Source organism: Bacillus sp. TH17, assembly GCF_016651125.1.
Lineage (GTDB): Bacteria > Bacillota > Bacilli > Bacillales > Bacillaceae_G > Bacillus_A > Bacillus_A mycoides.
On record NZ_JAEKEN010000001.1, the window covers coordinates 3,367,866 to 3,393,651 of the forward strand.

Genomic DNA, 25,786 nt, shown 5'->3' on the forward strand with positions numbered 1-25,786 from the left:
AATACCCTACTCTTTGAGACTAGGGTGCGTTAAAGTAGCCACCCTTTTCTATCTCACAGGACTGAATTAAAAGGTTATTTTTATGAAGCAATCTGCTTAGATTGTTTTGTTTTATTTGTTTGTTTTGTCTCTGGTAGTAGTAGATTTAATAGTACACCTACAATTGCTGCTAGCGCCATTCCTTCTACTTGGAACGATTCACCTACGTGCAGTACCGCTCCGCCAATACCAATTACTAGTATAACTGATGCAATCATTAAGTTTCGTTTGTCACCTAAGTCTGTTTTATCGTCTACCATCATACGTAAACCACTTGATGCGATTACACCGAAGAGTAAGATTGATACACCACCCATAACTGGTGTTGGAATCGAATGAATCAGTGCTGAAATCTTCCCGATAAATCCAAACATGATTGCGAACACTGCTGAACCGATGAATAAGTATACACTGTATGCTCTCGTAATTGCTAGCACACCGATGTTTTCACCGTACGTTGTATTCGGTGGTCCTCCTATTAGTGATGCGATCAATGTTGCTATCCCATCACCGAAGATTGAACGATGTAAACCTGGTTTTTCAATTAAATCTCTTTTAATAACATTTCCAAGTACAATTTGATGTCCGATATGTTCTGAAATTGTTACAAGTGCAACTGGCACCATTAAGAGTACAATTTTCCATGAAAACTCCGGAGTATATGTTACAAACGGTACTGTGAAGTCTGGTATGACAAACCATTTTGCCTCAGCTACTGGCTTTAAATCTACTAGCCCTTGGAAGTAAGCGAATATATACCCGCCGATGATTCCAAGTAGCACTGGTATGATACTGAAAAATCCTCTCCCGAATATGGAGCAAATGATTGTAATTGCTAATGTTACTAATGCTACTGAAAAGTGTGTAATGCTATACTTACCATCCGCACCGTTCATCGCCATGTTCACTGCTGTATGTGCTAAAGATAAACCGATTACCATTACGACTGGCCCAACTACGATTGGCGGAAGTAATTTCATAATCCATTCTGACCCAGATTTCTTAATTCCGAGTGAGATTAAGATGTAAACAAGTCCCGCAAGCATTCCTCCAAGCATCGCTGCTCCAGGTCCACCTGCTGTTTTCGCTGTAATAATTGGTGCAATAAAGGCGAATGATGATCCTAAATACGCTGGTACTTGACCTTTCGTTATTAGAAGAAACGCTAGCGTTCCTAATCCACTTGATATTAAAGCTACTGATGGATTCAGTCCTGTTAAAAACGGAACAAGCACTGTTGATCCAAACATCGCGAACAAATGTTGTATACTTAATAATAACCATTTTCCCGGTTTCGGTACTTCATGAATGTCTAACACTGGCTTTTGCTCCATTGTTACATCCTCCTTCAGTTTTAATTTTTGCAATAAAAAAACTCTTTGTGCCTGTGCACAAAGAGTCCTACACTTTCGTATGCCAAATTTGACATATGAAAGCCAAGACCCTTTGGCAGCCTCACAGGACTACATTTAAAAGGGCTTTACTTATCGTATATGCTTACTCGATCTTGTTGATCTGTCTCTTGCAAATCAACTTCGATACGCTCTTCACTAGATGTTGGAATGTTCTTTCCTACATAATCAGCGCGAATTGGTAATTCACGATGACCTCTATCAACAAGAACAGCTAATTGGATTTGTGATGGTCTACCTAAATCCATAAGAGCATCCATTGCTGCTCGAACTGTTCTTCCTGTATATAACACATCATCCACAAGGATAACTTTTTTCTTCGTAATATCTACAGGAATATCAGAACCTTTTACAAGTGGTTCTTTATGTTTCGATTGTAGTGTTAAATCATCACGATACAACGTAATATCTAACTCTCCTACTTCCATCTCTTTTCCTTCAATTTGACCAATTCGTTCTGCCAAACGTTGTGCAATAAAAATTCCACGTGTTTTTATTCCGACAAGAACACAATTATCGACACCTTTATTTCGTTCCACGATTTCATGACTAATTCGTGTTAAAGCGCGGCGAATCATTTGGTCATCTAAAACGACAGCTTTCTCTTGCATGCTCTACACCTCCAAGTTTTTTTCTTGCGTGAGAGTAATGGTATAAAAAAAGTCCTCTCAGCGTGTGCGAGAGGACTTTTGAAAAAAGGGTACAACATACCCTAAGTATTTCAAACCGTTACCTTCTCAACCTCACGGGGCTGTGTTAAAGGATCATTATTTAACTGTTGTCAGTATCTCAGTTTTCTTATGATTTGTCAATACTATTTCCGTAAAATATTTAGCGCTTCTTCAAACACTTCTGGAATCGGTGCCTCAAACTCAATATATTCACCAGTACGAGGGTGATCGAAACCTAAAATCCCTGCATGAAGTGCTTGTCCATTCATATCTAATGTTTTCTTCGGACCATACTTTGGATCCCCTGCAAGTGGATAACCAATATATTTCATATGAACACGAATTTGGTGTGTACGTCCCGTTTCTAAGCGGCATTCTACAAGTGTGAAATCCTTAAATCGCTCTAACACTTGGAAATGTGTAACTGCATTCTTACCATTTTCATCAACAGTCATACTTTGACGTTCTTTTTTATCACGACCAATTGGAGCGTCAATTATTCCTTTATCATGTGGAATTACACCATGTACAATCGCTTTATAACGTCTTGTTACCGTTTTTGCTACAAGTTGATTTACAAGTGATTCATGCGCCATATCATTTTTAGCAACCATTAATAATCCAGATGTATCCTTATCAATACGGTGTACTATACCAGGACGCATTACACCGTTAATACCTGATAGGTCTGTACAATGATGCATAAGTCCGTTTACAAGCGTACCCTTCGTATGCCCTGGTGCTGGATGTACTACCATGCCACGCGGCTTATTTACAACTAGTACATCGGCATCTTCATAATAAACTTCTAAATTCATATCTTCCGGTTGAATATCTAACTCTTCTGGCTCGGGAATTGTTACTGTAATTTCATCATTTCCTTTTACTTTATAATTCCCTTTAACTGATTTCCCATTTACTGTCACAACAGCATCTTTAATCCATTGCTGCACTTGTGAACGTGACCATTCACTGTTTATTTCTGCAACGAATTTATCAATTCGCTCGCTTTTTTGTTCTTCTGCAACTGTTACTTGTACTACTTCACTCATTCAATTACTCCTTCGCTTTCTTTCCTTCTAATACTGTTTGAATAATAATTAATACAACTCCAATACATAATGCTGAGTCAGCTATATTGAATACCGGATAGTTGTACGAGAAAATATACACGTGAATGAAATCCACTACTTCTTGTCTAAATACACGATCAATAAAATTGCCAATTGCTCCGCCTAAAATTAGACCTAATGAAATACCTAGAAGCTTGTCCGTTTTCGCATATTTTTTCATATAAAATACGATAAATGCTACGAAAATGACTGTAATAATGTAGAAAAACCACATTTTATTTTCTAAAATACCCCAGGCAGCTCCTCTATTTCGATGAGATGTTATGTATAATACATTATCGATAATCGGAATGCTCGTACCCAATTCCATGTTCTTTACAATTAGCCACTTCGATATTTGATCGATGGCAATGACAAATAACGCTATTACATAATATATCATTTTCATTTCCCCCACAAAGACAGTGTACCTCAAAATTTTAGCATAGCTGCTACCTTTTCACAATGAACCTTTGTAGAAGAATAAAATAAATTAAAAAAGGTAACATAATATCGTTGTGCGTATTTCATACATTTACCTTTTCATAGAAAAATTCATGAATAGTACGAGCAGTCGGCATTGTTTTCATTTGTTTTGTAGAAATCGCTCTTCCAGTTTCTTCACAAATACCGTACATATCTATTTCCATTTTAAACAATGCACGTTCTACATCTTTTAAATCCTCTTTTATATCATGTAATAGCAATTTTTTCTTTGTCTCTTCCTTTATTTCGTATCCAAGTTCTTGCCCAAATTCCATATAGTATGTGTGCATTACTTCTTTTGCCAATCTATCTTGCAACTCTTTTCTCATCAATTGTAATTCTTCTTTTATTTCCATATAAATTTCATTCACGTGTACATTCCTCCCAGCTGCAATGTACAATTAGTGTGTCCGAAATTTCCACGCTTACCTCACACACATTTTTCCTTCATAGGAAAGAGAGTGAAAGTTATTTTGATATATCATCAACAAAAAACTGACTGCTATTATGAGCAGTCAGCTTTTTTTCATTATTTTACATAATTTTCTTTAACAACCGTTGCACAACGCTCACATAATGTTTCATGTTCTGCATCTTTACCAATTGTTTCTGAAACAACCCAACAACGTTCACACGTCTCACCTGTCGCCTGTGCTACAACTACAGCTGTATGCTCATACTTTGGTGCATCTGTTGGTGCTTCTTCAATTGTACCACCAAGTTTATACTCAGAGACGATGAATAATTGCTTTAAGTCTTCGCTAATAGACTCTAACATAGCCTTCATTTCTGCAGTCGGATATAGCGTAATGCTCGCATTTAATGACTTACCAATTACTTTCTCATTACGAGCTACTTCTAACGCTTTTAAAACGTCATCACGTAATGTCATAAATGCATCCCATTTTGCTCTTAACGCTTCTGAACCCTCTACTTCTGTAGCTTCTGGCATATTAGTTAACTGTACGCTTTCTTCTTCTGCACCAGGAACATATGGCCATACTTCATCAGCTGTATGAGGTAAGATTGGCGTTACAAGTTTCGTTAATGCAACAAGAACATCATATAATACAGTTTGAATTGCACGACGATCCGCGTGATCTGCACCTTCAATATATAAAATGTCTTTTGCAAAGTCTAAGTAGAATGAACTTAGATCAATTGTACAGAAGTTGTGAATTGCATGATATACAGCAGCAAAGTCATATGTTTCATATGCATCTTTTACTTTTGTAATTAAGTCATTTAACTTCACTAACATGTAACGATCTACTTCACGAAGTTCAGCTACCGCTACTGTATTTTCACTTGGATTAAAATCATCTAAGTTTCCTAATAAGAAACGGAATGTGTTACGGATTTTACGATACACTTCTGCTACTTGTTTTAAAATATCATCTGAAATACGTACATCAGATTGATAGTCAACAGAAGATACCCATAAGCGTAAAATGTCTCCGCCTAATTGATCCATAATTTTCTTCGGTACGACGATGTTTCCAATCGACTTACTCATTTTACGTCCGTCACCATCTAGTACGAAACCATGGCTTAGTACGCCTTTATACGGAGCTTTACCAGTTACAGCAACTGCTGTTGATAATGAAGAGTTAAACCAACCACGATACTGGTCAGATCCTTCTAAATATAAATCAGCTGGACGTTGTAAGTCTTCGCGCTCTTCTAATACCGCTTGGTGAGAAGAACCTGAATCGAACCATACATCCATGATGTCTGTTTCTTTACGGAATTCACCATTTGGGCTACCTGTATGTGTAAATCCTTCTGGTAATAAATCTTTCGCTTCACGCTCGAACCATACGTTAGAACCGTGCTCACGGAATAAATCTGCTACATGATTAATTATTTCATCTGTAATAATTGGATCACCATTTTCTGCATAGAATACAGGAATTGGCACACCCCATGCACGCTGACGAGAAATACACCAGTCACCACGGTCACGAACCATATTATGAAGACGAGTTTCTCCCCATGCTGGTACCCATTTTGTTTCCGCAACAGCTTCTAATAATTCTTTACGGAACGCTTCAATAGATGCAAACCACTGCGCTGTCGCACGGAAAATAATTGGTTTTTTCGTTCTCCAATCATGTGGGTATGAATGCGTAATGAATGTTAGTTTCAGTAACGCGCCTACTTCTTCTAATTTTTCCGTAATTGGCTTGTTAGCTTTATCATAGAATAAGCCTTCAAATCCAGGTGCTTCATTTGTTAATACACCTTTATCATCAACTGGGCAAAGTACTTCTAAGCCATACTTTTTACCAACAACGAAGTCATCTTCCCCGTGTCCTGGTGCTGTATGAACACAACCTGTACCTGCATCTGTTGTTACGTGCTCTCCTAGCATAACTAATGAGTCACGATCGTAGAATGGATGTTTTGCAACTGTATACTCAAGTTCGCTACCTTTTACCGTTTTCACAACTTCAGCATTTTCCCACTCTAACGTTTTTGCAACTGTCTCAAATAGTTCAGAAGCGATGATATATTTCTCATCATTTACTTTCACAATAGCATATTCAAGTTCTGGGTGAACAGAAATACCTAAGTTTGCAGGTAACGTCCAAGGCGTTGTTGTCCAAATAATGTATTTCTCATCACCTTCTAATACGTTCTTTCCATCTTTTACAGGGAATGCTACGTAAATAGATGCTGATTTTTTATCTTGATATTCAATTTCAGCTTCTGCTAAAGCTGATTCACTTGTTGGAGACCAGTAAACTGGTTTTTGTCCTTTATAGATATAACCTTTTTTCGCCATGTCACCAAACACTTTAATTTGTTGTGCTTCATAAGCTGGCTCTAAAGTAATATATGGATTATCCCAATCTGCACGTACACCTAAACGCTTAAATTGTTCACGTTGACGTTCTACTTGCTCATATGCATACTCTGCACATAACTTACGGAACTCAGCAACTGTCATTTCTTTACGCTTTACACCTTTATTTGCTAAAGCTTGCTCAATTGGTAAACCGTGTGTATCCCAACCTGGTACATATGGTGCACAGTATCCGGTCATTGATTTAAAACGAACAATAAAGTCTTTTAACACTTTATTTAGTGCGTGTCCCATATGGATGTCACCATTTGCATATGGAGGTCCATCATGTAGTACAAATAAAGGACGGCCTTTCGTATGTTCTTGTACCTTTTCATAAATATTCATTTCAGCCCATTTTTCTTGCATTGCAGGCTCACGTTTCGGTAAATTCCCACGCATCGGGAATTCTGTTTTTGGCATTAGTAATGTATTTTTGTACTCCATGCTCAATTCCTCCTTAAATATATAAACGACAGACCTTAAAAAAGGGAATAAAAAAGAGACCTCTCATCCCCAAAAAGGGACGAGAAAGTCTCCCGCGGTACCACCCTAGTAGACCATATACAAATGCATAAGGTCCTCTTTATATTCTTAACGCGAATATACGCCTACGCTTACTAAATTTGTTCAGCGCGGAACTCCAGGGTGATATTCCCATTATCTCCTTATCCTGAGCTTACACCATCCTCAGTTCGCTATATAAGGTATGAAAAAGGTACTTATCCCTATCTTCGTTTTTCTTAATAAATATGCTGTTTAAAATTATATGTAATAATGAGAAAAACGTCAAGCTTACACTGTTTCTTCTTTTTTCAACAGTTCGTCCACTTCGTCTTCTAATTCAATTAGTTTATCCCAATCATCGTTGTTTAACATTTCAAGTTGTGTTTCTAATAACATACGGAAACGAGTTCGGAATACTTTCGCTTGTTTCTTCAACTCTTCAATATCAAAAGCAACTTTTCTTGATTTCACTAACGCTTCATTAATGATACGATCTGCATTTTTTTCTGCTTCACGTACAATTAATTTTGCTTCTTTTTGTGCATTACGCTTCACTTCTTCAGCAGCTTCTTGTGCGACAATGATAGATTTGTTCAGCGTATCTTCAATATTAGAAAAATGATCTAACTTTCCTTCTAATTGTGCAACCTTTTCTTCTAAAGCTTTTTTCTCACGAATGACTAATTCATAATCTTTGATGATTTGATCAAGAAACTCATTTACTTGATCTTCATCGTAGCCACGAAATCCGCGACCAAATTCTTTGTTATGAATATCTAATGGTGTTAACGGCACAACGCCACCTCCAAGTAGTTATCTAAATTTCCTCTTTCAATTATATCTTTTCTTCGACAAAATAAGAGAATTTCCTTCTAAAAAACCAATCATTTTAGTATACCATACAAAACTCTCCATTTGTCGCGCTTCGTTTTACCTTCTACAGAAAATAATTTACTTCGTCCATACCCTCTAACCGAGAAAACATCCCCTGGAAAACATTCATACGAAGTTTGCTCTACTGTTTTCCAATTGACTTTTACTAAGCCACCTTTTATAAGAGGCTGTACCTTCTGCCTAGATATATGTAGCATTTCAGCTAATAAAACATCTAGACGAAGTGACGAAACAGTCCCAGATTTTTCTCCCCATTTTTCACCTACACGCAAAATTTTCTCTACTTGTATAGGAGAGAGTGTGACTTTCATTTTCCCTATTGATTGTAAGTTCATTTCAATATACGATACAACTTCTTTGGCAACTGCAATTTGGGCACGGTCTTCTTGAAGCAAAATATCACCACATTTTTCCCTTGTTAAACCAAGCGACATGAATGCACCTAATATTTGCCTATGTTCTAGCGTAAAAAACTTGGAAGGATAGTCAATTTCTAATACTTCTACTTGAAATTCCTCTTCATTTAATTCTAGATAATCTGGATAAATTAGTGCTCTTTTCCGTTCGGCTTCAGGCATCGCACCATCAAACCGTACAGCTACATCTCCTTGCCCTATTACCATAGAAACAATTTGTTGCTGTCTTGGATCAAGAAAATCTGTTAACTTGACTTGATGGTACTCAGCAGCCTGTTTCCACTCTAATACTTTATCCACAAAGACCTCTTCATCAGGTCTAAAATGCTCATAGATGCTCATGTATTTAACCTCACACTATAAAAAATAGTTGAATAAACTCACTAAGCCACCTCTAGCAAGTTTCAAGGCAACAATAGCAACAAGTGGAGAAATATCAATCATACCAAATGGTGGAATAAACCTCCTAAACGGCTCTAAATACGGTTCGCAAATACGCGCAAGAAAATCTCCAAAAGCTGATTCCTTTGCGCCAGGAAACCATGATAGGAGAATGTAAATAATTAGTGCCCACGAGTAAATCTCGATAGCAGTAAGTAACACTGTTAAAACTGTTGTCATGGCGTATTACCACCTCTTTATATTTGTCTCTTCTTCTTCACCGAATAACTCTGAAATCGCACCAACGATATCAACATTTTCAGGTGTACACATAAATGTTTTCGGGCCTATTTTTTGAATATCCCCGCCTATAGCGTATACAGTACCACTTAAAAAGTCAACGATACGTACAGCTTGATCTGTAGACATTCTTTGCAAATTAATTACAACAGCTCGTCTACCTTTTAAGTGATCCGAAATGCCTTGCGCTTCCGAATATGTACGTGGTTCTAGTAAAACAACTTTTGAAGATTGCTTCGCTGTTTCAATACTCACTACATTTTGCTTCGGTTGCACTTTCGCAAACGGAACATCTTGTTGTTCTGGGGGATCTTGTTGCTTTTTCATGTCTGTTTGCTCCTTTTCATAACTATATTGAGCTGCTTCTTTTTCTTCCGGTGTGTCAAAAAAGAAGTATTTTACTTTTGACCAACTCATAATAACTTTCTCCTTCCTCCTACGCTTTTCCTACTAAAACCGTTCCCAAACGAATATATGTAGCGCCTTCCTCAATTGCAATCGTGTAATCATTTGACATTCCCATTGATAATTCTTTACATGGTGCATGTAATAATTCTAGCTCCTGCACCTCTGTTTGTAGCATGCGCAATTCCTTAAAGCAGCGACGAATCTCTTCCTCTTCTCCTGTAAACGGAGCCATTGTCATTAATCCTACCACTTCAATCTTATCCAATTCTTGCAAACTTTGAATAAAAGAAATTGTTTCTTCTATCGCCAATCCTTGCTTTGATTCTTCAGATGATGTTTTCACTTGAATAAAGCATTTAACTTTCTTATCAGCACGTTTTTGAATTTCTTTTGCAAGCGAAAGACGATCTAATGAATGTAAATAATCAATCTCATTAATGATTTCTTTTACTTTTCTCGTTTGCAATGATCCAATAAAATGCCAATTCACTTTTGAACCGAAATGCTCGTATTTTTGTAAGAAACCTTCATTTCTATTTTCACCTAAATCAATAATTCCTGTTTCAATTACTTCGCTTGTTTTTTCAATCCCTACAGTTTTTGTAACTGCAACGAGCTTAATATCTTTCATCGAACGTCCAGCTCGTACACAAGATTCTTTAATTACTTCGTTTACATCTGCTAAATTCCCTTGCACTGTCACTTACTTCACTCCTCCTTAAAACCTATGAAACTCAACATTCTCCCCGTCTTACCTTGATCACGACGATGAGAGAAAAATAATTGTTCTTCACAGCTTGTACAAAGAGATGACATTACAATATGTTCTTCTTTTATGCCTGCTTGTACACATAATATACGATTAACTTCTTTTAAATTAATTGCATACTGACCATCAGAAATTACTTTATGAGGAACAGATCCGTTTACTACTTGCTGTGCTGCTGTTAATACACGATCATCAACAACATAACAACATGATCCGATTGCAGGACCAATTGCGACATGAATTTCATCACTTGAAACACCTTCTGCATTCCACTTTTGAATCATTTCTTTCGCAATCTCTGTTACAGTCCCTTTCCACCCAGCATGCGCAAGTCCTATCATATCATGTGATGGTGCATAAAAATAGAGCGGAACACAATCAGCGTAACAAGATGTTAAGAGAACATCTTTGTTAGTCGTATAAATGCCATCCGTTTTTGGAATACCGTCTTCATATGAATAAACGCCTTTCCCTTTTTCTTGCAGTCCTACTTTCTCAACATGATGGTCATGAACTTGTTCAGAGCAAATCCATTTTTCTAATGGTTTTTGTAACTTATTAGCTAAAATGCGTCTGTTTTCATGAACATTCTCCACGATATCATTCACATGTAATCCTAAATTCATCGCATGAAAGGAGCCTGTACTTACTCCACCATCTTTTGTCGTAAATCCAACAGTAATGTTTCCAAGTTCTTTCCACGCTTGTAAATACAGTATACCGTCCGCATATTTAAATGGTTCTCTCATAAAGCGACTCCTTTTAATTAAAATAACAGAAAAAAGTATGGTACTTCCTGTCTATTTTACCATACTTTTATTTTTTCATAATGACAACAGAAAAAAAAGAGGAATTTGTAATATTCTTTATGAAATTGTCGGTGTTTGTATTGATTCTGTTACAGAATTAACATGATCTACTTTTACAAGTATGACATCTTCTCCAATTTTCATAATTTGCTCCCAAGGAATCACAAATTCTACTTCCTTCCCAAAGAGTCCAAGCATTCGTGCCTGCTTAGAAATAATAACCGCCCTAATCTTTCCTGTGTCTATATCAATATCAATATCTCCAATATTCCCAAGCCTCTTTCCATCTGAAACATTTACAACATCCTTCATTTGAAACTCCGAAATCCGTATCATATTCATCCTCTCCCTTATATCATGAATCGTAAGTACGCTCTCAAATAAAGTGAAACCTTAATCAGTGGGATTATCCCCATCCCTACTGATTATTAACCCATGCCAATCGGACTTTTACGGGCAGTCCCGCTTTCATCTAACTTTTTACTTCAGCCTAATTTCGAAGCGGATAAACAGTATATAACCGCTACTAATAGAACATCCATTTTATTTTCATTATATGAACCTACCCAATCTACTATGAGCGCAAAATATTATATATAAAAAAGACCTCACCATAACTGGTGAGGACCTTATCCTTGAATCGTCTTATTCATTTGCTTAATAGCAGACTTCTCCAAACGTGATACTTGCGCTTGAGAAATCCCAATTTCTTCGGCAACTTCCATCTGTGTCTTTCCTTGAAAGAAACGTTTTCGAATAATCATTTTTTCACGATCATTTAAACGCTTCATTCCTTCTTTCAACGCCAGTTCTTCAACCCACTGCTCGTCCTTTTGTTTTTCATCCTTTAATTGATCCATAACAAAGATAGGATCTCCTCCATCGTTATAAATCGGTTCAAATAATGAAACCGGATCTTGAATCGCATCTAGTGCAAAAACAATCTCTTCATGTGTCACTTCAAGAACTTTCGCAATATCCATTGCTGTTGGTTCTTTTGAATTTTCAGCAATCAATTTTTCTCTTACTTGCAACGCTTTATACGCAATATCTCGTAATGAGCGAGATACACGAATTGGATTGTTATCACGCAAATATCTGCGTATTTCTCCAATAATCATCGGCACAGCATACGTTGAAAACTTTACATTTTGGCCTAAATCAAAGTTATCAATGGATTTCATAAGTCCAATGCAACCAACTTGAAATAAATCATCAACATATTCTCCTCTGTTATTAAATCTTTGGATGACGCTCAGTACAAGACGTAAGTTTCCATTCACTAATTTCTCTCTGGCGCTTATCTCTCCACTTTGCATTTCACGAAATAATTTACGCATCTCTTCATTTTTTAGTACTGGAAGTTTAGCTGTATCAACACCGCAAATTTCTACTTTGTTTCTCGTCAAAGTGTTCCCTCCTATCGGGAGTTGCTGTACAGTGTAAAGTATTTCCTTTGAAGGGGATTTTATGCATACGTTTTTTCCATCATTTTTCACAAATATCATATTTCCTAATGCACAAAAAAAGAATAAGACCAGTCTAGATACCGACTGGTCTTATTCTTCACACCATTTTATTAAATTCTTTTCGTAATCTTTTTATAATTCTTTTTTCCAAACGAGAAATATAAGACTGTGAAATTCCAAGCATATCAGCCACATCTTTTTGTGTCTTCTCTTCGCCACCAGCGAGTCCAAACCGAAGCTCCATAATTTGTTTTTCACGGTCATTTAATTGATGCAATGCTTTCATTAAAAGATGACGATCTACAGTAGCTTCTAAATCTTTTGTAATAATGTCATCATCTGTACCTAAAACATCTGATAGTAACAGTTCATTTCCGTCCCAATCAATGTTAAGCGGTTCATCAAAAGAAACTTCCGAACGATTTTTATTATTTCGACGCAAATGCATTAAAATTTCATTTTCTATACAACGAGATGCATATGTTGCTAATTTAATTTTCTTTTCTGGATTAAATGTATTCACTGCCTTAATAAGACCAATTGTTCCTATACTAATCAAATCCTCAATATTGATCCCTGTATTTTCAAATTTTCTTGCTATATATACAACAAGCCTTAGGTTACGTTCAATAAGCATCGACCTCGCAGCTTGATCTCCATTTGGTAATTTATTCAAAAGAACTGCCTCTTCTTCTTTCGTTAACGGCGGTGGCAACGCTTCACTTCCACCAATATAATAAATTTCATCGGTCTTAATTCCTAATTTCAGCAATACTTTATACCAAAGGTATACCAAATAAAATTTAAATTTCACCATATTATCCCGCCTCTCATAATTAAGCAATTACCATCTTTTGCGAAATCAACATTTTCGGATGTACAATGCATTGATACTCTCCATTAGTAGATAATTGTTGTGTATTTAATCCAATCAGTACTTTGTTTACAACAACCGAACTACCTTCATGATAAACTCGCACACAATCTGGCTTAATTGCCCATAAAAATTGATTCTCTACTCCTACTGCTCGGAAAGGAATTAAACGTAGTTTCGTCGCCCATCCAGAATCATTTTCTGGTATTTGAGGAATTTCTGTTTTGGAATAAATTTGTTCTGTTAACCAAGCTGGCAAACAATGTTCTAATGATGAAATATGCATAATCATAACGGGTGTTTTCGTTAACGGGTCATAAAGTTGGTTCCCACTATCAATTAGACCTGCTAATTCTAGTTCCTCTCCAGCTAATTGAATTTCCACTTTCACGATTTGATCATAGTGTATCTTTGTGACCTCTACGCTTTCTATACGCTTTTTAGAAAAATAATAAATTACTGGAAAACCAAAAATAACAAATACCCAACTAATTGGATCACCGTAAGAAACTGATTTAGATTGAACTAATCCATTTACCATTTCGTTCGTTTGCAAAAAGTAATGCGTTCCAATTAATCCTCCACCAACCATAAAGGTTACAAAATAGAAAGTAAAAACAGTTTGTGTATAATTTCTAAATGTCGAAAACCCAAATGCTGTATACACAATAAGTAACGAGTACAATAGTTTCATAATTGGATGTGTCATCATAGAAGCAAAAGGCGTAAAGGCGAAAATAACAATAGTTGAACCTATAAATGCCCCTAACACAAGCCTCCATCTTTTGATTCTCTTTTTTAACACGGTGGCTGTTAATAAAAGTAAAAGAAAATCAATGCAGGCGTTTAACAACCAGACAATGTCGGCGTAAACAACCAAACAATTCACCTCTTTTTTTAAGTTGAGACTAGTATAATGCATATCCAATAGGAAAGTGTGTCAATTGGTGGAGGGGTTTTTTTGTTATTTTGTGATTTCTAGACATAATCTGTCGGTAAAAAATAAAAATGTATTTTTCATAGAATAATATAAATTTCTTACTTGTATACATAATAATTGAATTATATATATACAAAGTTTATCTTGCTATTTGCGGGCAGTAAGACCCTGCCTCAAAATTCAACTATAAAAAGGACAGAAGTTAAGTGGGAGTCGGGCTAACAATCATTTTCGGATGAACACCCCCGATTAATTAAAGTTTCAATTTATCACAGCTTATGGCTTAAAAATAGGACTGGGCTCTCCATATGCAAAATAATAAAAAAAGATCTGCTTAGCAGATCTTTTCCATTTAGACAACAAAAAAAGGAGCATGAAAGCTCCTTTTCTTTTATCGTCTACGACGGTTACGTAAGAATGCTGGAATATCGATGTCATCTGAATCTGTATGACGATCATGCACAACCGGCTCTTCACGTTTCATTTCACGCTTAACTTCACGTTGTTTTGAAGGTTGAGCTACTGGTTGTTGTTGCTGTTGTGTGTGATTCGCAGTCGGACGGATAATTGGTTTTGGTGGTTGTGTCGAAGCACTATCATCAAAACCAGTTGCAATTACAGTGACAACGATATCATCTTTTAATCCTTCATTAATAACAGAACCGAAGATCATATTTACTTCTGGATCCGAAGCTGAAGCTACAATGTCTGCTGCTTCTTGTACTTCATATAAACTTAAGTTTGCGCCGCCCGTAATGTTCATAATAACACCTTGAGCTCCATCAATAGATGTTTCTAGTAATGGACTAGAAATCGCTTTTTTCGCAGCTTCAGCAGCACGATTTTCACCATTACCAGAACCGATACCCATTAAAGCAGAACCTCTATTAGACATAATTGTTTTTACGTCTGCAAAGTCTAAGTTAATTAGACCTGGTGTAGCAATTAAATCAGAAATACCTTGAACACCTTGACGTAATACGTTATCTGCTTCACGGAACGCTTCTAACATTGGCGTATTTTTATCAACAATCTCTAATAAGCGATCATTTGGAATTACGATAAGTGTATCTACATTTTCTTTAAATGACGCAATACCAGATGCAGCTTGAGTTGCACGTTTACGCCCTTCAAATGTAAATGGACGTGTTACAACACCAACTGTTAACGCGCCTAGTTCTTTTGCAACTTGAGCAACAACTGGAGCTGCACCAGTTCCAGTTCCGCCGCCCATACCAGCAGTTACGAAGACCATATCCGCGCCACGAAGCGCTTCTTGAATCTGTTCTTTACTTTCTTCTGCAGCTTTTTTCCCTACTTCAGGGTTTGCGCCTGCACCAAGTCCACGCGTTAATTTTCCACCAATTTGCATTTTCGTTTCAGCTTTTGATAGATTTAATGCTTGTGCATCAGTATTCACAGCGATAAAGTCTACACCTTGTACACCGTGTTCAATCATACGGTTTACAGCGTTGTTTCCGCCACCGCCGACACCGATAACTTTTATATTCGCTAATTGATCTTGAGTAGTATCAAACTCTAACATGTCGAAATCCCCCTAGAACCTCATTTTTCGTGTCCAATTTTAATCCCATAAATAACGGAATGCACGTTTTACTTTTGACATCATGCGGTCATCATTTTGATTAGTATTGTTTTGATTACGAGTTTTTTGTTTCGCAGGTTGCTGTTGTACCGGCATTGGTGCTGGTACTGGTTCAAAATGTTCTTGCTTTTCCTGCACATTTTTCCCACGTAATTTAGCTTTTTGATAAGAATGTTTAATTAATCCAACTCCACTTGTATATTGAGGCTCACGAACACCAATATAATCAGGAGTTGCTATACGAACATTTTCATGTAAAATATCGTATGCAAGATCAAGAACACCTGGCATAGAAGCTATCCCACCAGTTAGTACATATCCAGAAGCAGCTTGCTTTACTCCTAACTTATGCACTTCATCTTGAACAAACATTAAAATTTCCTCTACACGAGCCTCTATTATATCCGATAATTCCAACTGAGAATATTGTTCTGTTTGATCGCTTCCCATAATAGGAACCGTAAACATCTCTTCTTCAGATGCTGTATCATAAAAAGCATGTCCATATTTCAGCTTAATTTGATCTGCATTTTCTGTTGAAGTTTTCAGCCCAATCGCTATATCCTTCGTTATATGATCTCCACCTAATGGCAATACGCTCGTTGCTTGCAACTCTCCATCTTTAAAAATAGATAAGGTTGTAGATCCCCCGCCCATATCAACAAGGGCTACCCCTCTATTTCTTTCATCCGAAGATAACGCAACTGTCGCTGCCGCTAAAGGTTGCAGACAAATATCAACAATTTCAAGACCTGCTTTTTCTACACAACGAAGTAGGTTATGTAGTAAAGTTCTCGAGCCTGTAATAAGTGTACCTTCCATTTCTAATCTTACACCGATCATCCCGCGTGGATCGTTAATCTCGTCAAGACCGTCTACAATGAACTGTCGAGGTACCACATCAATAAATTCACGTTCAGGAGCAATTGACACAACTTGCGCTGCATCTAGAACGCGTAAGACATCTTCATTCCCGATTTCACGATCTTCATTTGAAACAGCGACTACTCCGTGACACGGGAGCAACTGTACCTGGTTTGCATTGACACCTACTACAACTTGCTCAATGTGGATACCCACCATGCGCTCAGCTTGTTCAATTGCTTTTTTAATTGATCGAACAGTTTCATCTATATCAACTATCGATCCCTTTTTCAAACCATTTGATTTTACGTTTCCAACACCAATAATGTTTAAGCTATCATTAACCATTTCACCAATGATGACTTTAACATTGGATGTACCGATGTCAAGACTAACATATATTTCATTGCTGTTCATTCTTTGGCACCTCCTTCTTTATTTATACCATACAACTCAATATATGGAACAACAATCGCAACTTTACTATTTATAAGAAAAATATTCAACGTCTTTGTACGTTTCCCTTTTTTAACCCTATATTTTTCTTATTTTTATTTAACATTCATTTAAGAATATCGCAGTAACCTGTGAATAACTGCTCTATCTTGAAATAATTATATTTCAAGTGTAAAGATTACCGCCAAGTATAAGTCTACACTAAGATGTACTTGTAGAAAAGTGAAACTTGTACCAATCCTAGTATGAATCTAAGAAAATTTACATTTTTTTCATCAAATTAAGCATTCTTGCAAATTAGCATCCATATAAAAGAACGTTTGTTTCATTTCATACGTAATAACGCAGTAAAAACTATCATTCTATTCTTTCTTTTCTTCAGCACCTAGTTCCTTCGTATATGCACCCACTTCTAAGTCAATTAAAACCTTCTTACCAGGTTCAATTGTTTTTAAAATAAGTGGATAAGCTTCCATTCGCTTTGCGAAATTTTGAATAGTGGTGCTCACTTCATATCCTTCATTCATATATAAAGTAAGATGATCTTCATTTGCGTTCGTTGGTGTATAACGAATTTCAGAAATAGACCTTAAAATAGTTGGCGTTAATTTTTCTAGTTCTGCAATTAATTCCTTCATTTTTTCCTCTTTAAATGGTTCGAAAATTGGTGCTGCAACTGGAAGCTTTCCGTTCGGAAGTACATCGAGTGTTTTCCCATTTTCTAATAACGGTTGTAATTTCCCATCTTTGTTTATATAGCCAATTGTTAAATATTCTTCGATATGAACATCAATTTTGTTTGGGAAACGTTTTTTTACATTTACCTCTTTAATTTCTTTTCGTTTCGTTAAGTTTTCTTCTGCTTTATGTGCTGTTACTCGGAAATAACTCGTATCATATGTCACACCTGATTCCTTCATAACTTGTTCATCTGTCATATAATGATTTCCAAAGACACTTATCTTTTTTATATTACTAAGCGGAGACCGAAAATAAATTAAAAAGAGTACTAATAAAAATAAAATCGATATGTATAAAATTAACCGATGATTAACAGGTTTCTTATTTTTTTATTTTGATTCTTTAATTTTGGTACACGATCTTGTAGTTTAATCACTTTACTATTTTTCATGTACGATCCCCCTATGTAACATAAAGAACGGCATGTTCCTCATGCCGTTCTTATCTTCTTATTATAACATAAATGATAATGAGCGGAACGAACAACCGTTATCTTCCAATTATTTCTACTTCTGTATGCATATCAACACCAAATTTATCTTTAATTGTACGCTTTACCAATGCGATTAAGTCTAATACATCTTGCGCTGAGGCCACACCAGTATTAACAATAAAATTCCCATGCATTTCAGAAATTTGAGCTCCACCTATTGTATAACCACGAAGCCCTGATTTTTCTATTAAATCTCCTGCAAAATAGGGGACTGGATTTCGAAATATACTTCCTGCACAAGGGTAATTCCAAGGCTGCGTTTCACGGCGATACTCTTTATTCTTTTGCATGCTTCTTACAATTCCCTCGCGTTCGCCTACCTCCAATTGGAATTCAGCTTCCAAAACAATACCAGGGCGTTTCATTTGCAATACAGATGTGCGATAAGAAAAGCCCATTTCGGTATTCGTCAACCAATTAATTGTTCCATTGTCAAACAAAATACGAGCTTTCGTTAATACACTCGATATGTCGGACTTATGAGCGCCTGCATTCATATACACTGCACCGCCAACACTTCCTGGAATACCACTTGCAAATTCCAGGCCCGCTAATCCCTGTCGACTAAGTAAAGTTGACAATTTAATAAGGGGATATCCAGCACCGACTCTTACTCTATGTTTTTCGACTTCTAAATGGTCTAATCCTTCTCCTAAACGAATAACCACACCTTCTATACCTTGATCAGATACGAGAAGATTTGAACCACGACCAATTGCAGTCCACCTTGTCTTGTACTTCTTTACTAACTCTAGAGTCTTCTCAATACCAGCAACATGCTTTGGTACAATTAAAATATCAGCTGGTCCGCCTATTTTCATAGTCGTGTAACGCGCTAACGGTTCATTAACTAACACGCGACCAACATTTGCTTCTAAAAGCTCTTTTACTAATTGTTCCATAGACAATCTCCCCCATATCAAGTCTCCTTATTACAGTAATATGCGGGGCGTTCACCTAATGTTATTTTTTAATAAGCTTGTTCATTACTTCATATAGCTTATTTGCTGCATCTGGAATACCAAGTTGCTTAGTAGCCAGTTTCATATTTTGTAATGTTTGTGTATCCAATAAAATCTCATCAATGTCACGAATAAGCGTTTCAGATGTTAAATCTTTTTCAAGTAGCATTTTAGCTGCTCCTTTATCAACAACTGATCGTGCATTTTTTTCTTGATGGTTATTTGTTACGTACGGACTTGGAATTAATACACTCGGCTTTCCTAACGCTGTTAATTCTGCAAGCGTTGTAGCCCCTGCCCTTGAAACAACAAGATCTACACCCGTCAGTACCTCTGGCATATTATGAATAAAAGGTTTAATAATAACATTATTCGGATTCCCTTTTTGTTTCACGGCTTCCATAACTTTATCATAATGTACTTCGCCTGTTACATATAATACTTCGTAACTTTTATTCCCAAATTGTTCAATCGCTTCTACAAAAGCATCGTTAATCGGTCTAGCCCCGCGGCTCCCACCAAAAATAAGCACGGATTTTTTAGAAAGGGATAGTCCTACCGAACGTTTTCCTTTCATTCCATTTTGGTCCATTACTTCTGATGCACGTGGATTACCTGTCATAACCACTTTTGACTGTGGAAAATGTTCTGCAGCTGCTTCAAAACAAACTGCAACTTTATCGACATAACGACTTAAAAATTTATTCGTTACACCAGGTACACTATTTTGTTCATGGACAATAGTCGGAATACCTAATTTAGCCGCAGCATATACAACTGGCCCACATACGTATCCACCCGTACCAATCACAATATCAGGGTTAAAACGACGAATATATCGTTTACTATCTTGAACACCTTTTAGGAAACGCATCACGGTTTTTACATTATCAAGAGATATTTTTCGTTTAAATCCACTTATAACAATAGATTGGAACGGAATACCCGCTTTCGGTACGATGGTACTCTCTAATCCATTCTCTGTACCAATGTATAAAAATCTTGCTTCCGGATTTAGTTTTTTTATTTCTCTAATTAAAGCAAGAGCTGGATAAATATGTCCTCCAGTACCCCCACCACTTACTAATACTCGCACTACTGATTCCTCCACTTCCCTGTTCTTATTCAATCGTATTTATTTCTATATACATATTGTATTTTCACACACACACGAAAAACCCTGTCTTTTAAACAGGGTTTAATAGCGAGAATGGCGACTTATATTCAATAATACACCTACTGCCATTAACATTAAGGTCAAACTTGATCCACCATAACTTAAAAATGGCAAAGTAATACCGGTAACAGGCATCAGTCCTGTTACAACACCAACATTAATCATTACTTGAATCGCAATCATCGCCACAATACCTACTGCTAAAAACGTACCATATAAATCTGGCGCTCCTAATGCTATACGAATCCCACGCCATAATAATAGACTAAATAATAATAACACAAATGAACCACCAATAAAACCTAATTCCTCGGATAAGATTGCAAATATAAAGTCTGTTTGTGGTTCAGGTAAATAAAGAAATTTTTGTCTACTTTGTCCAAGTCCAAGCCCAAATAAACCACCAGGTCCAATTGCGAGTAACGATTGGATAATTTGAAATCCACTTCCGAGCGGATCCGACCACGGATCTAAATATGATGTGATGCGTTTCATTCGATATGGCGCTGATGCAATTAACCCTACAAATCCCGCTGCACCAAGCAAACCAAACATTGCAAAGTGAAAGACCCTTGCTCCCGAAATAAATATCATAATAATACATGTCCCAATCATTACCGTTCCCGTACCAAGATCTGGCTGTAACATAATTATCCCAAAAGCAAGAAATACAAAACTAAGAGCCGGTAGTAAACCTCGTTTAAAAGATGTAATTAATTTTTGTCGTTCCGCTAAAAATTTTGCTAAGAAAATAATCATCGCGAATTTCATAAACTCTGACGGTTGGATAGAAAATGCCCCGATTCCAATCCAACTTCGCGCCCCTCCACGAACGAGACCTACTCCAGGAATAAGAACGAGAATAAGAAGAACGAAACAAACTAGTAAAATTACTTTTGAATACGTACGCCATACCCAATAATCAATTTTCATCAGAAAAAACATAGCTACTACCCCAAGACTTGCAAATAACAATTGTCTTTTTGCAAAAAAGAATGAATCCCCCATTTTATAAGAGGCCCAAACCGCACTCGCACTATAAACCATAATCATTCCGATTGTTAACAACGCAAGTGTAACGATGATGAGAATAAAATCAGGCGTTTTCTTCATTACCCATGAACACCACCTCTTTGAGCAGAACCTTTGCCCTATGTAACAAAACATCAGTAGGTGTTAGCCTACTGATGTTTTGATTTACTTTATATAAGTTTATGCACAGCTTGTATAAAAATGTCTCCTCTTTCTTCAAATGTTTTAAATTGATCCCAGCTTGCACATGCTGGTGAAAGAAGAATTACATCACCATCGGTAGAATGAGCATAAGCTTTCACTACTGCATCATCTAAAGTATCGACACTTTCAATTACATCTAATCCTGCTTTTTCTGCCGCTCTTACTAATTTTGGTGCAGTTTGTCCAAATGTCACAATCGCTTTGACATGTTTAAAATATGGAATTAAATCATCAAATTCATTACCACGATCAAGTCCACCAGCCAATAATACAATCGGTTGTGTAAATGCAGATAATGCTTTTTCTGTCGCTAGCATATTCGTCGCTTTTGAATCATTATAAAATTTACGATTATTAATCGTTGTTACATATTCTAAGCGATGTTTTACACCTGTAAAACTTTTTAACACAGCAGTAATTGCTTCATTAGAAACACCTAGTAATTTAGCAATACTCATTGCTGCTAAAATATTTTCTAAATTGTGCTTACCAGGTAAAACAATATCACTTACTTTAACTACTTTTTCGCCTTTAAAATAAAGAGCGTTATCTTTTATATACGCACCATCTTCAATTTCTTTCGTCGTCGAAAATAATACTTTCTGTCCTTTACTATATGCCGATAACGCCATGACATCTGCATCATCTGCGTTAATTATACTATAATCTGCTTCAGTTTGGTTTTTGAAAATATTCGCTTTCGCCAAACCATACTCTTTCTTCGTCCCGTGATAATCTAAATGCGCTTCAAATAAATTTAAAAAGGCTGCAATTTTTGGTTGGAACGATTCCACTCCCATCAATTGAAACGATGAAAGTTCCGTAACGACAACTTCATTTTCTTTCGCCAATTGTGCAACTTCACAAGCTACAGTACCTATATTCCCCGCAATAACTGGGTGCTTTTGTCCTTCTTTTAACATTTCAAACGTTAACATTGTCGTTGTTGTTTTACCGTTAGATCCCGTAATCCCAACAAACGGTGCTGCTGAAATGGAATATGCTAATTCAACCTCAGTTACAATTGGAATTTGTTTTTCTTTCGCCGCCACTAAGAGTGGATTAGAATATGGAATTCCTGGATTTTTTACGACAAGTGAAATGTTTCTCTCCAGTAATTCTAATGGATGCCCACCACACACAACATCCATTCCTTCCGCTTGTAACTCAGCTGCAAGCACATTACCCACTAATGGTTTCCCATCATTTACAATGACGTTTGCCCCTAACTTTTTTAATAAAGTAGCTGCTGCATAACCACTTTTAGCAATACCTAATACAAGAACATTTTTATTTTGATATTCAGTTACAGTTTTCAATTACATCCACACCCCGATATAAATTCCTAGCACAGCTAATAAAAATCCTACAGACCAAAACGTTACAACAACGCGCCACTCTGACCAACCACATAATTCATAATGATGATGTAATGGACTCATTTTAAAGACACGCTTTCCTGTTGTTTTGAACGAAATAACTTGGATAATAACAGATAAAGTTTCCGCTACGAATACACCGCCAATAATAACGAGTAACAATTCTTGTTTTAACAAAATCGCTACAGCTGCGATAGCACCACCTAAAGCTAGAGAACCAGTATCCCCCATAAATACTTTCGCTGGGTTCGCATTGAATACTAAAAAGCCAAGTACAGCTCCTACGACTGCCATACAGAAAATCGCTACCCCAAATTGTTCTTGAGCTACAGCAATAATACTAAATGCTCCGAATGCAATAGCAGCTGTTCCTGATAATAAACCATCTAAACCATCTGTTAAATTAACCGCATTTGATCCACCAATAAGCATAAATAATACGAGAACAAAATACGCCCAGCCTAATTCAAATTTAACATCAGTTCCTGGAATCATGATATACGTGTGAAATGCTTGCCCTTTTCCAATTAAAAAGAACGCAATAGCAATTACAAGCTGACCAATCAATTTTTGTTTTGATGTTAAACCAAGATTTCTTTTCTTTACTACTTTTATGTAGTCATCTAAAAATCCGATTAATCCGTACCCAAATGTAACTAATAATAACAATGATACTTCTGCACCTAAATTGTTAAATTTAATCGCCATAATAAGCGTAGTCACCATCATAGATACATATATGACAATACCACCCATCGTTGGTGTCCCTGATTTCTTTTGGTGTGACTTCGGTCCTTCGTCACGAATACTCTGTCCGAACTTTAACTTTCTTAAAAATGGAATAAATAATGGTGAAAGGGCAACAGAAATTAAAAATGCTACCCCAGCCGTTACTAATAAACCTTGTTCAAGCACATGTAGTCCTCCTCTCATGCTGTTACACTTCGTTATTTAAACGCTCCGTGATTGCTTCTTTAGCAACTTCACGATCGTCAAAATGATGAACTTCTTTACCAATAATTTGATACGTTTCATGCCCTTTACCAGCAATAATAATAATATCTTCTGCTTTTACTTTCGAGATAGCGGAACGTATCGCTTCTTTTCGATCGACAATTACTTCATAATTATTCCCATTCACATCATTTACCATATCATCTAAAATAGCCTTCGGATCTTCACTTCTTGGATTATCTGATGTATAAATTGCATGAGTTGCATATTCGGTTGCGACACTTGCCATTATTGGTCTTTTCGTTCTATCTCTATCACCACCGCAACCAACGATACAATATACATCGCCTTTTGCAAACTGTTTTGCTGTTTTTAGTACGTTCTCTAAGCTATCAGGTGTATGCGCATAGTCAACAATAACTGTGTAATTTTGTCCACCATCTACAACTTCAAAACGTCCAGGAACGCCAGCAAGCTCTTTAATTACATCAATAATTGTTTGTAAGCTCACTCCTGAAACAAGACCTGCTGCTGTAGCAGCTAACACGTTGTATACATTAAACTTACCAATTAATTTCATCGTAACATTTACAGTTTCGTACGGTGTTACAAGTGTAAATGTTGTACCGCCACTCGTCATTACGATATCTCGTGCCATAATGTCGCTTGCAACATCTATACCGTATGTTACAACAGTAGCTGCTGTACTTCTCATATACTCTTCTGCTACTGGATCATCACTGTTTAATATAGCGTATTTTTCACGATTATGATGATAACTATTGCCAAGCTGTGCGAAAAGCAACCCTTTCGCATGTTTATATTCTTCCATCGTTTTATGATAGTCTAAATGATCTTGTGTTAAATTCGTAAATACTGCAACATCATAATCGCACCCGTGTACACGGCCAAGATCTAAAGCATGAGACGAAACTTCCATTACTGTGCTATCCACACCTTGTTCAACCATTTTTGAAAATGTCTGTTGAAGTGTTAGTGCATCTGGTGTTGTATTTTTCACCTCAAATGTTTCATCACCGATTTTCATATTAATCGTTCCAATTAGCCCTGTTTTATGACCATGTGCGCGCATAATTTCATCCATAATATGCGATGTTGTTGTCTTTCCATTTGTACCTGTAATACCGATTAAATGTAACTTGTGTGTTGGTTGGCCATAAAAATAATCAGCTAAAACCGCTAGCGAACGAAAAGTATTTTTCACAAGTACAACTGGAACGTCAACATCAATTGGTCTTTCCGCAACAATAGCAGCCGCTCCTTGTGCGGCTGCTTGCTTAGCAAAGTCATGGCTATCAACCGTATATCCTTTCATACATATAAATAAGCTTCCCTCTTTCACTTTACGTGAATCCGCTTCAATAGATGTTATTTCTGGATTTTCTGTTGGAACAACTGGAAAATCATGCAAACATGATACAAGTGTATGCAACTTCATTTCACTAAACCCTCTCTACATTGTTTATTTATCTCTTATTTTAGCAAGTAACACGTTACCTCCTAGTTATATAAAAATAGGAGGTAAGTGCTACTATAGTCTAATCAATAGATTTATTTATTAA

Annotated in this window: 24 protein-coding genes, 1 pseudogene and 1 other annotated feature; all 25 genes and pseudogenes read right to left on the reverse strand. The window is 36.5% G+C overall.

Annotated elements, in window-relative coordinates; all coding sequences use genetic code 11:
* Positions 1-80: 80 nt before the first annotated feature.
* Positions 81-1,373 (reverse strand): uracil permease, encoded by a 1,293-nt coding sequence (gene uraA, locus JFT95_RS17050; protein WP_002014712.1) that lies wholly within the window; start codon positions 1,371-1,373, stop codon positions 81-83.
* A gap of 146 nt (positions 1,374-1,519) precedes the next feature.
* On the reverse strand, positions 1,520-2,062 hold the full coding sequence (gene pyrR, locus JFT95_RS17055; protein WP_001156489.1) for a bifunctional pyrimidine operon transcriptional regulator/uracil phosphoribosyltransferase: 543 nt from the start codon (positions 2,060-2,062) through the stop codon (positions 1,520-1,522).
* A 203-nt stretch (positions 2,063-2,265) separates the two neighbouring features.
* Entirely contained in the window at positions 2,266-3,174 is a 909-nt protein-coding gene (locus JFT95_RS17060) for an RluA family pseudouridine synthase (protein WP_002033761.1), read from the reverse strand.
* 4 nt (positions 3,175-3,178) lie between these two features.
* The gene (gene lspA / locus JFT95_RS17065; RefSeq protein ID WP_002128849.1) at positions 3,179-3,637 is read right to left on the reverse strand and encodes a lipoprotein signal peptidase LspA; all 459 of its coding nucleotides are present in this window, start codon (positions 3,635-3,637) and stop codon (positions 3,179-3,181) included.
* A 124-nt stretch (positions 3,638-3,761) separates the two neighbouring features.
* Complete coding sequence (locus JFT95_RS17070; RefSeq protein WP_002014715.1) at positions 3,762-4,091, reverse strand: TraR/DksA C4-type zinc finger protein; 330 nt, start codon at positions 4,089-4,091, stop codon at positions 3,762-3,764.
* A 158-nt stretch (positions 4,092-4,249) separates the two neighbouring features.
* Entirely contained in the window at positions 4,250-7,015 is a 2,766-nt protein-coding gene (gene ileS2 / locus JFT95_RS17075; RefSeq protein ID WP_201052875.1) for an isoleucine--tRNA ligase, read from the reverse strand.
* Between the two features lie 72 nt (positions 7,016-7,087).
* Positions 7,088-7,312 (reverse strand) — a binding site (T-box leader).
* A gap of 51 nt (positions 7,313-7,363) precedes the next feature.
* On the reverse strand, positions 7,364-7,870 hold the full coding sequence (gene divIVA / locus JFT95_RS17080) for a septum site-determining protein DivIVA (RefSeq protein WP_001131609.1): 507 nt from the start codon (positions 7,868-7,870) through the stop codon (positions 7,364-7,366).
* 89 nt (positions 7,871-7,959) lie between these two features.
* Positions 7,960-8,727 carry a YlmH family RNA-binding protein gene (locus JFT95_RS17085; RefSeq protein WP_002033759.1) on the reverse strand — a complete coding sequence of 256 codons (768 nt, stop codon included), beginning with the start codon at positions 8,725-8,727 and terminating at the stop codon, positions 7,960-7,962.
* 15 nt (positions 8,728-8,742) lie between these two features.
* A complete protein-coding gene (locus JFT95_RS17090; RefSeq protein ID WP_002014720.1) occupies positions 8,743-9,006 on the reverse strand; it encodes a YggT family protein in 264 nt (87 codons plus the stop codon).
* A gap of 6 nt (positions 9,007-9,012) precedes the next feature.
* Positions 9,013-9,483 (reverse strand): cell division protein SepF, encoded by a 471-nt coding sequence (locus JFT95_RS17095; RefSeq protein WP_002014721.1) that lies wholly within the window; start codon positions 9,481-9,483, stop codon positions 9,013-9,015.
* 19 nt (positions 9,484-9,502) lie between these two features.
* A complete protein-coding gene (locus JFT95_RS17100) occupies positions 9,503-10,177 on the reverse strand; it encodes a YggS family pyridoxal phosphate-dependent enzyme (RefSeq protein WP_002033757.1) in 675 nt (224 codons plus the stop codon).
* A gap of 5 nt (positions 10,178-10,182) precedes the next feature.
* Positions 10,183-10,992 carry a peptidoglycan editing factor PgeF gene (pgeF, locus tag JFT95_RS17105; protein WP_002128855.1) on the reverse strand — a complete coding sequence of 270 codons (810 nt, stop codon included), beginning with the start codon at positions 10,990-10,992 and terminating at the stop codon, positions 10,183-10,185.
* Between the two features lie 117 nt (positions 10,993-11,109).
* The gene (locus JFT95_RS17110) at positions 11,110-11,388 is read right to left on the reverse strand and encodes a YlmC/YmxH family sporulation protein (protein WP_012261605.1); all 279 of its coding nucleotides are present in this window, start codon (positions 11,386-11,388) and stop codon (positions 11,110-11,112) included.
* Between the two features lie 293 nt (positions 11,389-11,681).
* Positions 11,682-12,461: an RNA polymerase sporulation sigma factor SigG gene (sigG, locus tag JFT95_RS17115; protein ID WP_002014725.1), complete on the reverse strand. Its 780-nt coding sequence runs from the start codon at positions 12,459-12,461 to the stop codon at positions 11,682-11,684.
* A 157-nt stretch (positions 12,462-12,618) separates the two neighbouring features.
* Positions 12,619-13,338 (reverse strand): RNA polymerase sporulation sigma factor SigE, encoded by a 720-nt coding sequence (gene sigE, locus JFT95_RS17120; RefSeq protein ID WP_002128857.1) that lies wholly within the window; start codon positions 13,336-13,338, stop codon positions 12,619-12,621.
* 19 nt (positions 13,339-13,357) lie between these two features.
* On the reverse strand, positions 13,358-14,275 hold the full coding sequence (gene spoIIGA / locus JFT95_RS17125) for a sigma-E processing peptidase SpoIIGA (RefSeq protein ID WP_002165147.1): 918 nt from the start codon (positions 14,273-14,275) through the stop codon (positions 13,358-13,360).
* A 451-nt stretch (positions 14,276-14,726) separates the two neighbouring features.
* Positions 14,727-15,881, reverse strand: a complete 1,155-nt coding sequence (gene ftsZ / locus JFT95_RS17130; RefSeq protein ID WP_002014730.1) for a cell division protein FtsZ — start codon at positions 15,879-15,881, stop codon at positions 14,727-14,729.
* A 39-nt stretch (positions 15,882-15,920) separates the two neighbouring features.
* Positions 15,921-17,222, reverse strand: coding sequence for a cell division protein FtsA (ftsA, locus tag JFT95_RS17135; RefSeq protein ID WP_002014731.1), 1,302 nt, complete (start codon positions 17,220-17,222; stop codon positions 15,921-15,923).
* Positions 17,223-17,623: 401 nt separating this feature from the next.
* A pseudogene (gene divIB, locus JFT95_RS17140) lies at positions 17,624-18,393 on the reverse strand (cell division protein DivIB).
* A gap of 98 nt (positions 18,394-18,491) precedes the next feature.
* Positions 18,492-19,397, reverse strand: a complete 906-nt coding sequence (murB, locus tag JFT95_RS17145) for a UDP-N-acetylmuramate dehydrogenase (RefSeq protein ID WP_078184358.1) — start codon at positions 19,395-19,397, stop codon at positions 18,492-18,494.
* Between the two features lie 61 nt (positions 19,398-19,458).
* Complete coding sequence (gene murG / locus JFT95_RS17150) at positions 19,459-20,553, reverse strand: undecaprenyldiphospho-muramoylpentapeptide beta-N-acetylglucosaminyltransferase (RefSeq protein ID WP_002088269.1); 1,095 nt, start codon at positions 20,551-20,553, stop codon at positions 19,459-19,461.
* Positions 20,554-20,655: 102 nt separating this feature from the next.
* Entirely contained in the window at positions 20,656-21,747 is a 1,092-nt protein-coding gene (spoVE, locus tag JFT95_RS17155) for a stage V sporulation protein E (protein WP_002014736.1), read from the reverse strand.
* 89 nt (positions 21,748-21,836) lie between these two features.
* Positions 21,837-23,189: a UDP-N-acetylmuramoyl-L-alanine--D-glutamate ligase gene (gene murD, locus JFT95_RS17160; RefSeq protein ID WP_201052877.1), complete on the reverse strand. Its 1,353-nt coding sequence runs from the start codon at positions 23,187-23,189 to the stop codon at positions 21,837-21,839.
* Positions 23,190-24,164 (reverse strand): phospho-N-acetylmuramoyl-pentapeptide-transferase, encoded by a 975-nt coding sequence (gene mraY / locus JFT95_RS17165; RefSeq protein WP_002014738.1) that lies wholly within the window; start codon positions 24,162-24,164, stop codon positions 23,190-23,192.
* A 22-nt stretch (positions 24,165-24,186) separates the two neighbouring features.
* On the reverse strand, positions 24,187-25,662 hold the full coding sequence (murE, locus tag JFT95_RS17170; protein ID WP_002014740.1) for a UDP-N-acetylmuramoyl-L-alanyl-D-glutamate--2,6-diaminopimelate ligase: 1,476 nt from the start codon (positions 25,660-25,662) through the stop codon (positions 24,187-24,189).
* Positions 25,663-25,786: the final 124 nt, after the last annotated feature.

What these genes read in the sequence shown, in the direction of transcription:
- uraA (WP_002014712.1), bottom strand. Translation starts at nt 1,373, where the DNA reads ATGGAGCAAAAGCCAGTGTTAGACATTCATGAAGTACCGAAACCGGGA.
- pyrR (WP_001156489.1), bottom strand. Translation starts at nt 2,062, where the DNA reads ATGCAAGAGAAAGCTGTCGTTTTAGATGACCAAATGATTCGCCGCGCT.
- JFT95_RS17060 (WP_002033761.1), bottom strand. Translation starts at nt 3,174, where the DNA reads ATGAGTGAAGTAGTACAAGTAACAGTTGCAGAAGAACAAAAAAGCGAG.
- lspA (WP_002128849.1), bottom strand. Translation starts at nt 3,637, where the DNA reads ATGATATATTATGTAATAGCGTTATTTGTCATTGCCATCGATCAAATA.
- ileS2 (WP_201052875.1), bottom strand. Translation starts at nt 7,015, where the DNA reads ATGGAGTACAAAAATACATTACTAATGCCAAAAACAGAATTCCCGATG.
- JFT95_RS17085 (WP_002033759.1), bottom strand. Translation starts at nt 8,727, where the DNA reads ATGAGCATCTATGAGCATTTTAGACCTGATGAAGAGGTCTTTGTGGAT.
- JFT95_RS17090 (WP_002014720.1), bottom strand. Translation starts at nt 9,006, where the DNA reads ATGACAACAGTTTTAACAGTGTTACTTACTGCTATCGAGATTTACTCG.
- JFT95_RS17095 (WP_002014721.1), bottom strand. Translation starts at nt 9,483, where the DNA reads ATGAGTTGGTCAAAAGTAAAATACTTCTTTTTTGACACACCGGAAGAA.
- pgeF (WP_002128855.1), bottom strand. Translation starts at nt 10,992, where the DNA reads ATGAGAGAACCATTTAAATATGCGGACGGTATACTGTATTTACAAGCG.
- JFT95_RS17110 (WP_012261605.1), bottom strand. Translation starts at nt 11,388, where the DNA reads ATGATACGGATTTCGGAGTTTCAAATGAAGGATGTTGTAAATGTTTCA.
- sigE (WP_002128857.1), bottom strand. Translation starts at nt 13,338, where the DNA reads ATGGTGAAATTTAAATTTTATTTGGTATACCTTTGGTATAAAGTATTG.
- ftsZ (WP_002014730.1), bottom strand. Translation starts at nt 15,881, where the DNA reads ATGTTAGAGTTTGATACTACTCAAGATCAATTAGCGAATATAAAAGTT.
- ftsA (WP_002014731.1), bottom strand. Translation starts at nt 17,222, where the DNA reads ATGAACAGCAATGAAATATATGTTAGTCTTGACATCGGTACATCCAAT.
- murB (WP_078184358.1), bottom strand. Translation starts at nt 19,397, where the DNA reads ATGGAACAATTAGTAAAAGAGCTTTTAGAAGCAAATGTTGGTCGCGTG.
- spoVE (WP_002014736.1), bottom strand. Translation starts at nt 21,747, where the DNA reads ATGAAGAAAACGCCTGATTTTATTCTCATCATCGTTACACTTGCGTTG.
- murE (WP_002014740.1), bottom strand. Translation starts at nt 25,662, where the DNA reads ATGAAGTTGCATACACTTGTATCATGTTTGCATGATTTTCCAGTTGTT.